This window comes from Shewanella litoralis (assembly GCF_009828585.1).
GTDB classification, from domain to species: domain Bacteria; phylum Pseudomonadota; class Gammaproteobacteria; order Enterobacterales; family Shewanellaceae; genus Shewanella; species Shewanella litoralis.
In genome coordinates this window covers 1-12,870 of sequence record NZ_WSRZ01000029.1, presented here as the reverse complement: position 1 = coordinate 12,870, position 12,870 = coordinate 1, and the positions used below count along the sequence as shown (strand labels likewise).

Sequence of the window (12,870 nt, the reverse complement as noted above, 5' to 3'; positions counted from 1 at the left end):
TTTTGTGTCTGCTTTTTGTGGACAGTTTAACCGTGGCTAATGTTTCTGAAATAAATTAGCCAAGATTTAATTAACCGTGATTAGTTTAACTTCTATCAGTTAACCCCATGTTAGTTAAGCCAAAGTGCGGTTTTACTGGCATCGTTAATGGTTAAAGAAATCGTGTCGGCAACAGCTTCTCGCACTGGCAGTTGGCCTTGCATTAATTCATCGCGTCTAAACCAATGTAAGTTAAGTTGTTGGCCTACGCTATAGCTTTGCAGTTGTTGCTCAAACTGGGCGTTGACTTGTAAATTATCAGCGGCAATCAGCAAATCTCCAGCGCTGAGTCCCGCTTGGTGTGCAGGGCTGTTTTGGCTAACCGCTAAGACTTTAAGGCCGAGTGATTCAGGCTTGGTTTTAGCCCCAAAGGCGATTTTATAGCCTTTAGCATCTCCGCCACCTAAATCTGCTGTACCTTCACTGGCACGCACTGTCATGCTAACACCGACCTGTTCGAGTAAGCGGCTTAGCGGTATGTCTTGGGTGTTGTCTAAATAAGCAAAAATATCATCACACGAGCGATTAAGCAGTTTTTCAACAATCTGTTGGTGGCTCATGTTATTGGTGCCAATTTGCGGCAGGCCATATTGTTGCCATAACGCGCGCATCACATCATCAAGGCTATGCTTGCCCTGGGTTTCTATACGGATGGTTAGGTCTAAATACAACGCAAATAGTGCACCTTTGGTGTAATAACTGACAATGGCATTGGCCGCATTTTCATCTTGCTTGTAAAACTTGGTCCATGCGTTGAAGCTCGATTGCTTAAGGGTTTGCTTAAAACGTCCTTCGCCGCGATACACTCGTGTCATGATTTGGCTAAGTAAGGTTAAATAGCCTTTTTCATCAATACACTTAGACTTAAAAGTAATTAAATCATCGTAATATGAGGTAATCCCTTCGTATGCCCATAATTGCTCTGTGTACGACTCTTGCGATAAATCAAATGGGGTAAACTCGGCAGGTTTAATCCGTTTTACGTTCCATGAATGGAAATATTCGTGACTGCAAAGTGACAAATAGGTACGGTAGCCTTTATCAACCGGCGCATCGAGTGACAAAGGTAGGTCATTGCGCGAGCACATTAAAGCGGTTGAGGCTTTATGTTCGAGTCCACCAAAGCCGTTATCTAATACGGTGGTCATAAACACATAACGCTCAAACGGCGCTGGCGTGCCAAATAAGTTAATTTGATACTCGCAAATGGCGGTTAAATCCTTAGCCAGGCGAGCCATATTGGCGCGATGTTTACCACTTAATACGATATCGTGGGGCACTCCATCAGCATAAAAGGTTTCTATGCTGAGCTCACCCATTTCAACGGGATGATCGATTAAGTCATCGTAGTTTGGTGCGTTAAAATCGCCAAAACCAAATTGTTCGCCAGCGGTTCTGTTCATGCTGGTGGCTAAAGTCCAGTGGCTTAACTCGGCTAAGGCGGGTTTAGCTATGGTGACCTGGTGCGGGTGTAATTCAAGCCCTTTGGCGGCTAAAAACACGCTACTGCCATTAAAGAAACCGTGGTTTGTATCAAGGTGGGCGGTACGTACCGATAAATCCCAGGCGTAAATTTGATAGCACAATACGATGTCGCTACCCTGGTTATTTAGCTGCCAGGTTTGCTTATCTAACTGAGTGACGGTTAACGCTTGCTGATTTTCTTTGGCGTCGATTTCAATAATGTTTTTGGCAAAATCACGGATCATATAACTGCCAGGTAACCAAGCGGGTAAACAAAATACCTGTGATGGTGAGGCTTGGGTGACAGTGAGAGTGACTTCAAATAAGTGCGCTTTAGGATCGATCGCATGGATATGATAATGCATAAAGAATTCCAAATAGTAGAAGCGTTGCAATCAAAAGGATTGAGCTATAATCGACAATGCTGCCAAAAATGACCCGGTTAAGCAAACGAATCCCATTTTCTGTAAAAGATAGCTGATTAATTGAGTTTTTTCTGGAGTCAGAGATCAAAGACTTGTTACTATTATCATAAGCAAAATGCTGTCATTCATTAAGGATCCTAAAATGGCCGAAGAAACCATATTCAGTAAAATTATTCGTCGTGAAATTCCAGCCGATATTTTATATCAAGATGAACTTGTCACTGCATTTCGCGATATTGCGCCGCAAGCGCCCACGCACATACTTATTATTCCTAACCATTTAATCGCCACGGCAAATGATGTTAAAGCATCAGATGAAAAAGCCTTAGGCCGAATGATGACAGTAGCGGCTAAATTAGCCGATGAAGCAGGCATTGCAGAAGATGGTTATCGTTTGATTATGAATTGTAATAAACATGGTGGCCAAGAGGTATACCATATCCATATGCATCTTTTAGGCGGTAAGCCATTAGGTCCAATGCTGAGCCGCGACTAATGAAAATTAACAGTGATTTTTTCCCATTAACTGAAGTGGCCACTCGTTTTGTTAACCAACTGGCTCAGTGCCGCCGCTTAGGGTTAAGTGTTAAAGAAGCCAGTGAGCATCACGTATTAATTGAGTTGCCATACAGCCAGGATATTATTGGTTACCCTGATACGGGTGTGATCCATGGCGGGGTGATTACCACCTTAATTGACACCGCGTGCGGCACCGCAGTGGTGTGCGCCATTTTAAAAAAATATCAATCGCTTGAGTTGTCACCAACATTAGATTTACGGGTCGATTACATGAAACCAGCTGAGCCGCACAAACCGGTTTACGCCTTTGCAGAGTGTTATCGTTTATCGTCAAGTGTTGCCTTTACCCGCGCGATTGCCTATCAAGAAAGTATTGATGAACCCATTGCCCATGCGGTAGGTTCATTTATGCGTATTAGCCCTGAAATGGTTGGCGAAGAGTTTCGCCAGGCGTTAATGGGTAATTTGCCGGAGAGTCAGCATGACTGAGCAAACAACCCAGGTGGCATCAAGTGAGTTGGATGTTCAAGATGTGGTAAAGCGTGCCATTGAGTTAAATGACTACAGTTATTTGCTTGAAAAAGTGCCGTACTCACAATTTATTGGCATGTCGGTCGCCCGTTTTGGCGACGAAATGGTATTTAGATTGCCCGCAAAAGATGACAATATCGGTAATCCTATTTTACCGGCTATTCATGGCGGGGTGATTGCAGGCTTTATGGAAATGTCGGCCATTGTGCAATTAATGGTATTTATGCAGGCCAAAAAGGTGCCTAAAATTGTTGATTTTTCAATTGACTATCTACGTGCAGGTTTACATCAAGACACCTTTGCAGAATGTAAAATTACCCGCCAAGGGCGCCGCGTGGCCAATGTGAGCATTAATTGTTGGCAAACTAACCGTAAACAATTGATCGCCACAGCCAGAGCTCATTTTTTATTAGATTAATAACCCAATACCGCCAGTAACATTTAAGGAAAGATTATGAAACTCGTATCGATTATCGTATTCACATCAACGTTGTTACTTGGCGCTTGTGCTCACAACACCGCGGGTATTGCCCTTGACTCTAATGGGCAAGTTCGCGTTGATAGCAGCTCTTTTGCCAGTGATGTCAATGTCACTGATATTGCATCAATTATGGTGGGCGATTTAGTTAAAGCCTCGGCGTTAATTCAGAGTAAATCGAGTTATGACCAACGCGTGCAATACAAATTTACCTGGTTTGATGCCAACGGCTATACCATTGAAAATGAGGCAACAAGTTGGAAGTCGGTCAAATTACATGGCATGCAACAACTGCAGGTCAGTGCAGTAGCACCTAATACTCAAGTCAGTCATTTTGAGATATACGTGCGCGAAACCTACTCTGATTAACGCTTTAAATTCGTATTTTGTACACGCGGTTTACCGCTTGTTTGATACGACAAAGGCACTAGCATAATGTCGACATTGGCAAAGTGCTTTTTGTGTTATCAAATTGTATGACGGATCGTGTAATCAGATTTTAGATAGTTTATACTCGTGGCCGCCAAGGGGTGTTCAGCAATACTGAACTGAGATGTCGTTATGACAAACCCTTAGAACCTGATCCGGCTTATACCGGCGTAGGAATGGGCCACACTATCTTTAAGTGCACCTCTTATTCGCTACTCTTGCCGGATCTCAAAATCACTATTTGAGGTCCTATGTTCACGAAAAAATCTACCGGGTTAACCCACACCCCAATTGCCTTAGCGGTTATCGCAGCACTAAGCTCGCCGATTGTTTTAGCCAAAACGGCTGATGTTGAGCGCGTAACTCCCGAATATGAAAAAATGGAAGTCATTGTTGTTAATGCTGATTTTAGTAATATCAGCCTTGATAAAATGCCATCGAGCGTGACCGTTATTGATGCGCAACAACTTGAAGATGAAGGTGCGCAACATTTTGAAGATGTACTGAATTCCATTGCTAATTTTAACTGGTCAGGTGGCAGTTCACGCCCTAAGTATTTCCAAATCCGCGGTGTCGGTGAGCAAGAGCAGTACCAGGGCGCGCCAAACTCATCTGTTGGCTTTGTGGTCGATGATATTGATTTATCAGGCCTTGGCATGGTGTCGAGCATGTATGACATGCAACAGGTTGAAGTGCTGCGCGGACCGCAAGGGACGCAATATGGTGCCAATGCCTTAGCGGGTTTAATTTATCTAAAAAGTAATGACCCTACCGAATCATTTGAGCATGGCGCAAAAGTTAGCGTTGGCGATGATGATTTGCGCACATTTTCTGGCTTTAGTTCAGGGCCATTAAATGACTCAGGTAAATTGCTGTATCGGGTATCAGTTGAGCAGCATACTCAAAATGGCTACCGAGACAATCAGTATCTAAATAGTGACGACAGCAATCAACGTGACGAGCTCAGTGCACGCGCTAAATTACGCTGGTATGCCACAGACGATTTACAAATTGATTTGACCTTATTACATGCCAATTTCGATAACGGCTATGATGCCTGGACACTAGACAACAACACCAGTAATACCTTAACCGACCAACCGGGTATTGATGCGCAAGAAACCACTGGTGCTGGGCTTAAGTTTATTTATACCGGTGCTAGTGCATTTGACTTCACCTCACTCACCTCGATAGCGCAAACCGATCACCACCACGCATATGACGGTGACTGGGCAAACCCAGATTACTGGGCTAGCAAGCAATGCACCTTGTACGATGATGACTATAATGTCACAGGCAGTGAGCCATGTGAGTACGATTATACCTGGGATAAAGAAGGCGACCGTAAAACGCTTACCCAGGAGTTTCGTTTATCATCAAAGGATGCCGGGCGGATTTTTGCAGGTAGCACTGATTGGTTAGTGGGTGTATATGCCATGAACCTCAATGAAGATAATGACTTATATTCTGAGTACAACACCTGGCCAGATGAAGTGTTGCAGTCGAGTTACCAAGCCACAAATTATGCTGTGTTTGGTCAATTAGACAGTCATTTAGGCAATGATTATTTGTTGTCTACCGGTTTGCGTTTTGAGCAAAGAGACAGTGAATACCGCGACAGTAATAACGATAATTTTGATCCTTCAGAAAACATGTGGGGCGGCCATATCGCCTTATCAAAAGCCATTAATAGCAACCATAATGCCTATGCACGCATTGCGCGAGGCTATAAAGCGGGTGGCTTTAATATGACGTTGCCAACAGAATTGGCCAACAAAAAAGAGTTTGATACCGAGATCTTATATAACTACGAAATCGGCATGAAATCGACTTGGTTAGACGGCAAAGTTGACTCGACATTGGCAATATTCTTCATGGATCGTGAAGATCAACAAGTGTCAGCCTCTTTACAAGACCCAGATAATCCACAACGATTTGTATTATTTACTGAAAATGCCGGTAGCTCACAAAACTACGGAGCTGAAGTCGATGCTAAATGGTACGTCACTGAGAATATTGAGTTTTACGGCAGCGTTGGTTGGTTAGAAACCGAATACGGCCAGTATGAATACAGTGACAAATACGGCTCGATTATTGATTTGTCGGGTCGTGAGCTCGCCCATTCACCACAATTTACCTACAGTGCCGGTATGACGTATGTCGCCGATTCGGGCTGGTTTGCTAATATCAATGCCAGTGGCAAAAGTGATTTTTATTACTCAGACAGCAACGAGTCAACATCAGATGCATACACCATTTATAATGCCCGCCTAGGTTACGAAACACCAACATGGTCGGCTTACTTATGGGGCCGTAATTTATTTGATAAAGAATACGGTGTGCGCGGCTTCTATTTTGGTAACGAACCCGACTTAGATTGGGCCGACAAACAATACATTCGTTATGGCGATCCCCGCCAAGTGGGTGTAACGTTTGATTATAAATTTATGTAAGTTCAACTGCGGCATCACCCGGTGCCGCATACCGTTTAGGAAATGAACAATGAAATTAACTGCAGAAATTAGTATGTATCCATTCAACGAAAACTATCTTGATCCAATTAAGTGGTTTATTGGCCGTGTTGATAGCTATGACAATATTGAACGTGTCACCAACGCCATGGCAACACAAGTGTGCGGTGAATACGCTGATGTTATGTCAATGCTAGCCATTGAAATGCAAGCTGCTCACGAGAAGTGGGGTAAAGCCGTGTTTGTGTGCAAGTTTATTGGTGGTGAACTTAACCTAAGTCATAGCGAATAGCAGCCATGAATGACGTGATGTTAGCCATTCAACAAGCTTTTAGCGAAGCGTCGGTCATGACCTTTTGGGAGGCTATCGCGGTCATGCTTGCGTTGGCTTACCTTATTCTGGCAATGCGCACTAATATTTGGTGTTGGTCGGCCGCGTTTCTGAGTACTGCAATTTATACGGTATTGTTTTGGAATGTGTCACTACTCATGGAGTCAGTGCTCAATATTTATTACATGGGCATGGCCGTTTATGGCTATTGGCTGTGGTTGCATGTGCCGTCAGCGCAACAATCTCAGCGACACGATGTCAGTTCGCAGCTTAATATCACCAGCTGGACATTAAAGACTCATGCCATCGTTATCGCAGTGACATCTTTAGTGTCGGTTGTGGTGGGTTACGGTATGGCGAATTACACCAGTGCAGCGTTTCCCTATATTGACGCAGCAACCACTTGTTTTGCGGTAATGACGACGTATTTAGTCGCCAAAAAGGTGCTCGAAAACTGGCTGTATTGGGTGGTCATCGATGTCGTCTCTATCTACCTTTACTTCCAAAAAGGGCTGATGTTGACCTCAGGTTTGTTTATTTTATATGTCGCAATGGCCGTTGCCGGTTACATGATGTGGCGTAAAAAATATCAACACACTATTGTTAAGCAAGATAAGCTTTCTCAACAGGCAATTAGTGTATAATCACTGCATTATCAGATTGTTATTGCGGTAAAATTTATGTCATCACCTTTACTCACCCTCCCCAGTGAGTTAATTAATATGTTGCAGCAGGCCATGCCTGCTGCAACATATCACTCATTATTAACCCAATGCACTGCCGTTACCTTATTAAATACGGGCTTAAGTAACCAAAACTATTTGTTATCTTGCCCCTCGGGTGACAAGGTGTTGCGGGTCAATCAACGCCACAGTCATTGGTGTAATAGGGCACTTGAGGTTGAATGTTGGCAATCTGCTATCGCGGCGAATATTGCGCCGAAACTAGAATGGGTAAGTAACGACAAACAATTTTATTTAAGTGATTTTGTCGCTCAACCGCAAGGCGATTGGAGCCAGTTCTCATCCATGTTTGGCCATTCATCTACTCGTCCATTGTCGGCAATCGCTCATCCGAATGTGGATGCGGTTGCTTTGTTGGCGCAATTATTTGCATCGCTGAGCCAATTACCCGTACCGTCTAAAAGCATAAGTGTAAGTGGACAATGGCAGCAATACGCTTTGCAATTAGATGCGATGAGTCAGCAACAAACTAACGAGCAGTGGCATCACGCATGGCAAACATTACAACGCATGAACATGCGTATCAGGCATTGGTTATCACAGTTAGAATCTTGTGTTTTATTGCCTATTTTTTGTCATCGCGACTTAACCCCACACAATTTGCTGTTAAGTCCCACCCACATAAATAGCACATTGCCGCAAAGTAAAATAATTTGTATTGATTATGAGTATGCTGTTGCCAGCCATCCATTGTTTGATTTAGCCAGCACTGTAGCAACCCATAACTTAACAGAAGATCAAGTGGCGCAATTAACTCACAAGGTTATTGTGCAATATTGCCAAACGTCGAGTTTGACCGATGTAGCCGCCGCTAAAGCGGCAATGCCTGCTGCGATAAACTGTTTTTGGTTATTCTCGGCAATGTGGTCACTGCTTATGGCGGCGAATGAATCTCAACAAGATACATTAGCGATGGCTAAATACATTAAATTTTACAATCAATACTTGGCCCTGATCCATTAATCAACGTATATATTATAGATTCACCTAATTTTGAGGGACCAATTGTGAGCAAAAAACTGCTGTTATTATTGTGCTGTACGGTTTTCTTTGTCGGCTGTTCAACCAAGGTGAGCTATTTCTTTCTTGATTGGGCCATCGAGTGGGAAGTTGAAGAATATGTTGATTTAAACCATGATCAGCAAGATAAATTTGATCAACTCGTTGAACAGTTTTTAGTATGGCATCGACAAGACGAATTACCTCGATACCGCGATCAGCTAACCTTATTATCAACTCAAGCCAATGAATATTCATTAACACCAGAGTTATGGCAGCAACAAGTCACTATGGCCAAAGCGCACTGGTATCGAATTTTTAATGTCGTCATGCCAGACTTACTCCCCATAGTAGCAAGCTTTGATGACAAACAAGTTCAACAGGTATTAACTCAGCTTAAAAAAGAGCAAAAGGAGTTAATTGAAGAATACGCCGGCAAAGAGCAAAGTGAACTGATAACAGACTCAGACAAGCGTATCGAAAAACAGTTAAAAGAATGGACCGGTAGTGTCAGTGAGCCGCAAAAGCAGATTATTCATCAAGCCAATACAGAGCGTTTAGCAACCTTAGATATGTGGTTAGAATACCGTCACGAATGGCTACGACAATTTGAGCAAGCTTTATTGCGCCGTAATGAGGCTGACTATTTTACCGCTCAAATGACACGCTTACTCACCGCACCTGATGAGCTAAAGTCATCTGTTTATCAAAATAATGTCACTGAGAATACACATAAGTTTGGGGTGATGATAATTGCTTTAAACCAAAGCTTTAGCGACAAACAGCGCAAACACTTTAATGGTAAATTAACCGAGTTAGTTGACGATTTAACCGAATTGCACTTAGATAAATAACTGAACCTCACTGAGATACCTCAGCGTAAATTGAAAGATTTTGCCGCTAAAGCAGGTCTTTTGATTCACTACACATTTAGGACGAATTATTTATGCAGGCGTTAATTGGGTTATATCAACAATTTTTACTTGTTATTAAGCACTCAGACGGCATAGCCGCTTTGGCCTTAAGGCTTTACCTTGCGCCGGTATTAATGCAGGCAGGATACAATAAGCTATCTCATTTTGACGACACCGCAGCCTGGTTTGGAAACCCAGATTGGGGCTTAGGTTTACCCATGCCAGAAGTCATGACAGCATTAGCGGCAGGTACCGAGCTAATTGGCGGAGCATTATTACTGGTAGGATTAGCCACTCGATTAGTCGCTTTGCCTATGATGATCACCATGCTAGTGGCAGCATTTGCAGTGCATTTACCTAATGGATGGTTAGCTATTGCCGATGCCAGTTCATGGCTTGCTAATGATAACGTGATGGCATCAGCAGAAAAGTTAGCCGCGGCTAAATCGATTCTACAACAACATGGTAATTACGAATGGCTGACCAGCTCTGGCAATTTTGTGATTTTAAATAATGGTATCGAATTCGCCATTACTTACTTATTCATGTTGTTAGCGTTATTGGTTATTGGCGGTGGACGCTACACCAGTATCGACTATTTTATTAGCCGTCGCTTATTAAAGTAGTGCTGTACGTTCAGTCGATGAAACCCGTTTAATTAATCCCACCAAATTGGTGGGATTTTTGTTAATATCATTCGCATAATTTTACTTGAAAGGATTGAACCTTGGACGCAACACAACTGTTATTGACTCGCCAGTCAACGCCTCGTCTAGTCGCCCCAGCACCAACGGCAGAACAACTGACTTTTTTACTCGACGCCGCAGCCAGAGTACCCGATCACGGCGCACTAACACCGTGGGAATTTATAATTGCCGTTGACGATGGCCTTGCTAAGTTAGCTGATATTTTTGTTGCTGCAGCCAAAGCACAAGGTGCCGATGAAGCCATGATAACTAAAGCCGGCAATATGCCATATCGTGCACCTATGGTGATAACCGTTGTGGCTAAAACGCAACAGCATGACAAAGTGCCAGTTTTAGAGCAACATATCGCAGCAGGCTGCGCCACCATGGCCATGCAACAAGCTGCATTCGCTTTAGGTATTGGTGCAGTATGGCGCAGTGGTGATTTTGCTTTTAACGCTGATGTGAATGCCGCATTAGGATTAGCCGCAGACGATCAAATTGTGGGCTTTTTATATGTCGGCACTCCAGCCGTGGTTGCACCCACTAAACCGCTTAAAAGTGGCCAGCAATTTGCGCGTTATTTGTAAGCAACGCAAGGTCATAACGTTTCGGGGTTATGATCAGTGGCCATCTTCATGTTGATGCATGGCCTACTGCCACTAACGTCGCGTTCGCCCCCTTGGAAATCCTGATCTGTAGCGCGATAATTGCGGCAATTTTTCACGATAATTCAATTTTCGACCATTCCACACTCAATTCATAATTATGCCTAATTTGAAACGCTTTCCAATTAATCTTTCCTATTGGAACTAACTAGTTTTTCAAGATACTGATAAGATATGAAGTAAGAGTCAAATCATACTCTTAACTGGGAAAGTCGACTTGGCTTAGGCTATGTGTATGTGGATTAGACTCCCATCTTAACCATCGAACCATTCACACTCATCAATAAATACATTTTTGATTGTGTTAGCTACCAACAGAAAAGGATTTTTTATGGCCGATATCATTCGCACAGTATCAACAGCGATTTCCCTTGCAACTAGATTGCGTGAAATTGGAAAAAGTATTGAAGATGCTGAGTTTAAAAATGTGCTTGCGGAATTAAGTTTAGAGCTTGCTGATGCAAAATTGAAAATTGCAGATTTGATCTCAGAGAATACTGCTCTTAAAGGTAAACTTGAAGAAGTGACTAGTGCTACAGGTGAACGTTGTCCGAAGTGCAGCAACCGCACTTTTCAAATAATAGCAACTAGACCACATCGAACCCTTGGGCGGCTAGGAACTAAAGAAAGGGATTATGAGTGTTCTTCTTGTCATTTTAAAGAATCAAAGTTGATTAATTGATTATTAAAAAAGGTAGGTAACGAGTGCAGCTAGCACGGAGGATTAAGCTGCAAACATTACCTACCAATTCCCTCAACTCTTTTTATAGCCCCATTTCAGCTAGTAATGCACTTCGTGTGGCGGTTATCTCTTCAGGATTAGCCTGCCCATAAATTTTGTTTACACGGCCACCGTAATAACCATCGCCAACACCGCCTTGCATACTGTTAATGGTCATTAGTTTCTGTAGACCTAAGCGAAGTTCGCTTGGGAGTTCAGAGGGTAACAAAACATCAAAACATGGCCATCCACCCCAGCTGGCTGAAAACAAAACATGGCCATCCACCCCGGCTGGATAAATATTGAACAACCAACTAGGCTTAGTTACCTTTAACTCTGACAGGTAATCTAAGATGGCCAGACCAAGACAGACAATCGTTAGCCTAGAAGATACACCTTACTATCACTGCTGTTCTCGTGTGGTACGTAAGGCATTTCTATGTGGAATTGATAATGCCACTGGTGAGAACTTTGAGCATCGGCGCGAGTGGGTCGATTCACGCATTCTTGAGTTAGCGAATATCTTTGCTATTGATATCTGTGCTTATGCCGTGATGAGTAATCACTTACATGTGGTGTTGAAAGTCGATGCTGACAAAGTAAAACAGTGGTCAGATAAAGAAGTGCTCATTCAATGGCACAAGGGCTTTAAAGGTACGTTACTCACACAAAAATACCTAAAAGAAGAAGACCTTAACTCATTTGAACTTCAAACGGTTAATGAATGCATTACCGAATACCGTAAGCGCTTAATTGATATCAGTTGGTTTATGCGTTCACTCAGTGAGCCCATCGCCAGAATGGCCAATAAAGAAGATAAGTGTACAGGTAGATTCTGGGAAGGTAGGTTTAAATCCCAGGCACTACTTGATGAAGCCGCAGTACTAGCCTGTATGGCTTATGTCGATTTAAACCCTGTCAGAGCCAATATGGCCGTAACCCCTGAAACCTCAGATTACACCAGTATTCAACGACGTATAAAATCAGCAGTGAAAGGCGAGCAACCATCTGATTTATTACCGTTTGTGGGAAATGAAAGGCTCAATATGCCTAACGGGCTCATGTTCAGTGTCAAAGACTACATAGTATTGGTTGAAGATACCGGTCGGATTATTCGAGAAGATAAACGTGGTGCCATTAGTTCAAGCAGTCAGGACATACTGAATAGATTAAACATCCCCGCAGAGAATTGGCTTAAAATCACTACAGAGTTTGGTGCATTATTCAAAGGTGCTGTCGGTGCCTTACCTGCATTAACAGAGTATTGTGAGCACCTGGAACGAAAACGACGACAAGGCGCGGCAAATTGTCAGCGCTGGCTGTGCGCTTAAGCCATAAACCCCAATCGAATTACCATTTCCTTATACTTGATTGCTATCAGGTTTTTCTGCTGTGCAGATTTCTGGATATGACAGGTAAGTCAATCATTTAACGTTAATACTTTAGTCATAT

General features: G+C 43.0%; 15 protein-coding genes and 1 riboswitch. Of the genes, 13 read left to right on the top strand and 2 right to left on the bottom strand.

From position 1 onward, the window contains the following. Positions 1-110 precede the first annotated feature (110 nt). A complete protein-coding gene (locus GQA99_RS17935) occupies positions 111-1,868 on the bottom strand; it encodes a M61 family metallopeptidase (RefSeq protein WP_160056250.1) in 1,758 nt (585 codons plus the stop codon). A gap of 202 nt (positions 1,869-2,070) precedes the next feature. On the opposite strand from GQA99_RS17935, the gene hinT reads away from it, so the two are divergent. From hinT to GQA99_RS17875, 12 genes are all read left to right on the top strand, one after another. Further along, entirely contained in the window at positions 2,071-2,424 is a 354-nt protein-coding gene (gene hinT, locus GQA99_RS17930; protein ID WP_160056248.1) for a purine nucleoside phosphoramidase, read from the top strand. After that, a complete protein-coding gene (locus GQA99_RS17925) occupies positions 2,424-2,936 on the top strand; it encodes a PaaI family thioesterase (RefSeq protein ID WP_160056246.1) in 513 nt (170 codons plus the stop codon). Before hinT ends, GQA99_RS17925 begins: the two co-directional genes overlap by 1 nt. Further along, positions 2,929-3,396, top strand: coding sequence for a PaaI family thioesterase (locus tag GQA99_RS17920; RefSeq protein ID WP_160056244.1), 468 nt, complete (start codon positions 2,929-2,931; stop codon positions 3,394-3,396). Before GQA99_RS17925 ends, GQA99_RS17920 begins: the two co-directional genes overlap by 8 nt. A 36-nt stretch (positions 3,397-3,432) precedes the next feature. Then, complete coding sequence (locus tag GQA99_RS17915; protein ID WP_160056242.1) at positions 3,433-3,825, top strand: YcfL family putative periplasmic lipoprotein; 393 nt, start codon at positions 3,433-3,435, stop codon at positions 3,823-3,825. 147 nt (positions 3,826-3,972) lie between these two features. Continuing rightward, positions 3,973-4,079, top strand: a riboswitch (TPP riboswitch). Positions 4,080-4,136: 57 nt separating this feature from the next. Further along, a complete protein-coding gene (locus GQA99_RS17910) occupies positions 4,137-6,338 on the top strand; it encodes a TonB-dependent receptor (protein WP_160056240.1) in 2,202 nt (733 codons plus the stop codon). Positions 6,339-6,387: 49 nt separating this feature from the next. Continuing rightward, positions 6,388-6,648: a hypothetical protein gene (locus GQA99_RS17905; protein WP_160056238.1), complete on the top strand. Its 261-nt coding sequence runs from the start codon at positions 6,388-6,390 to the stop codon at positions 6,646-6,648. 5 nt (positions 6,649-6,653) lie between these two features. Beyond that, on the top strand, positions 6,654-7,331 hold the full coding sequence (gene pnuC / locus GQA99_RS17900; RefSeq protein ID WP_160056236.1) for a nicotinamide riboside transporter PnuC: 678 nt from the start codon (positions 6,654-6,656) through the stop codon (positions 7,329-7,331). A 36-nt stretch (positions 7,332-7,367) separates the two neighbouring features. Next, positions 7,368-8,393 (top strand): phosphotransferase family protein, encoded by a 1,026-nt coding sequence (locus GQA99_RS17895; RefSeq protein ID WP_160056234.1) that lies wholly within the window; start codon positions 7,368-7,370, stop codon positions 8,391-8,393. Between the two features lie 44 nt (positions 8,394-8,437). Continuing rightward, positions 8,438-9,283, top strand: a complete 846-nt coding sequence (locus GQA99_RS17890) for a DUF6279 family lipoprotein (protein ID WP_160056232.1) — start codon at positions 8,438-8,440, stop codon at positions 9,281-9,283. A gap of 92 nt (positions 9,284-9,375) precedes the next feature. Then, entirely contained in the window at positions 9,376-9,969 is a 594-nt protein-coding gene (locus GQA99_RS17885; RefSeq protein WP_160056230.1) for an HvfX family Cu-binding RiPP maturation protein, read from the top strand. A gap of 101 nt (positions 9,970-10,070) precedes the next feature. Beyond that, on the top strand, positions 10,071-10,619 hold the full coding sequence (locus GQA99_RS17880) for an NAD(P)H nitroreductase (protein WP_160056228.1): 549 nt from the start codon (positions 10,071-10,073) through the stop codon (positions 10,617-10,619). Positions 10,620-11,028: 409 nt separating this feature from the next. Next, positions 11,029-11,379, top strand: coding sequence for a hypothetical protein (locus tag GQA99_RS17875; protein ID WP_160056226.1), 351 nt, complete (start codon positions 11,029-11,031; stop codon positions 11,377-11,379). Between the two features lie 82 nt (positions 11,380-11,461). On the opposite strand, the gene GQA99_RS20900 is transcribed toward GQA99_RS17875, so the two are convergent. Continuing rightward, positions 11,462-11,596 (bottom strand): hypothetical protein, encoded by a 135-nt coding sequence (locus GQA99_RS20900; RefSeq protein WP_268244229.1) that lies wholly within the window; start codon positions 11,594-11,596, stop codon positions 11,462-11,464. A gap of 175 nt (positions 11,597-11,771) precedes the next feature. On the opposite strand from GQA99_RS20900, the gene GQA99_RS17870 reads away from it, so the two are divergent. Next, complete coding sequence (locus GQA99_RS17870) at positions 11,772-12,749, top strand: transposase (RefSeq protein WP_160056224.1); 978 nt, start codon at positions 11,772-11,774, stop codon at positions 12,747-12,749. Positions 12,750-12,870 lie beyond the last annotated feature (121 nt).

Bases quoted from the DNA above. Each gene is read 5' to 3' on its own strand.
- GQA99_RS17935 (WP_160056250.1), bottom strand. From the start codon at position 1,868: ATGCATTATCATATCCATGCGATCGATCCTAAAGCGCACTTATTTGAA.
- hinT (WP_160056248.1), top strand. From the start codon at position 2,071: ATGGCCGAAGAAACCATATTCAGTAAAATTATTCGTCGTGAAATTCCA.
- GQA99_RS17925 (WP_160056246.1), top strand. From the start codon at position 2,424: ATGAAAATTAACAGTGATTTTTTCCCATTAACTGAAGTGGCCACTCGT.
- GQA99_RS17920 (WP_160056244.1), top strand. From the start codon at position 2,929: ATGACTGAGCAAACAACCCAGGTGGCATCAAGTGAGTTGGATGTTCAA.
- GQA99_RS17915 (WP_160056242.1), top strand. From the start codon at position 3,433: ATGAAACTCGTATCGATTATCGTATTCACATCAACGTTGTTACTTGGC.
- GQA99_RS17910 (WP_160056240.1), top strand. From the start codon at position 4,137: ATGTTCACGAAAAAATCTACCGGGTTAACCCACACCCCAATTGCCTTA.
- GQA99_RS17905 (WP_160056238.1), top strand. From the start codon at position 6,388: ATGAAATTAACTGCAGAAATTAGTATGTATCCATTCAACGAAAACTAT.
- pnuC (WP_160056236.1), top strand. From the start codon at position 6,654: ATGAATGACGTGATGTTAGCCATTCAACAAGCTTTTAGCGAAGCGTCG.
- GQA99_RS17895 (WP_160056234.1), top strand. From the start codon at position 7,368: ATGTCATCACCTTTACTCACCCTCCCCAGTGAGTTAATTAATATGTTG.
- GQA99_RS17885 (WP_160056230.1), top strand. From the start codon at position 9,376: ATGCAGGCGTTAATTGGGTTATATCAACAATTTTTACTTGTTATTAAG.
- GQA99_RS17875 (WP_160056226.1), top strand. From the start codon at position 11,029: ATGGCCGATATCATTCGCACAGTATCAACAGCGATTTCCCTTGCAACT.
- GQA99_RS20900 (WP_268244229.1), bottom strand. From the start codon at position 11,596: ATGACCATTAACAGTATGCAAGGCGGTGTTGGCGATGGTTATTACGGT.
- GQA99_RS17870 (WP_160056224.1), top strand. From the start codon at position 11,772: ATGGCCAGACCAAGACAGACAATCGTTAGCCTAGAAGATACACCTTAC.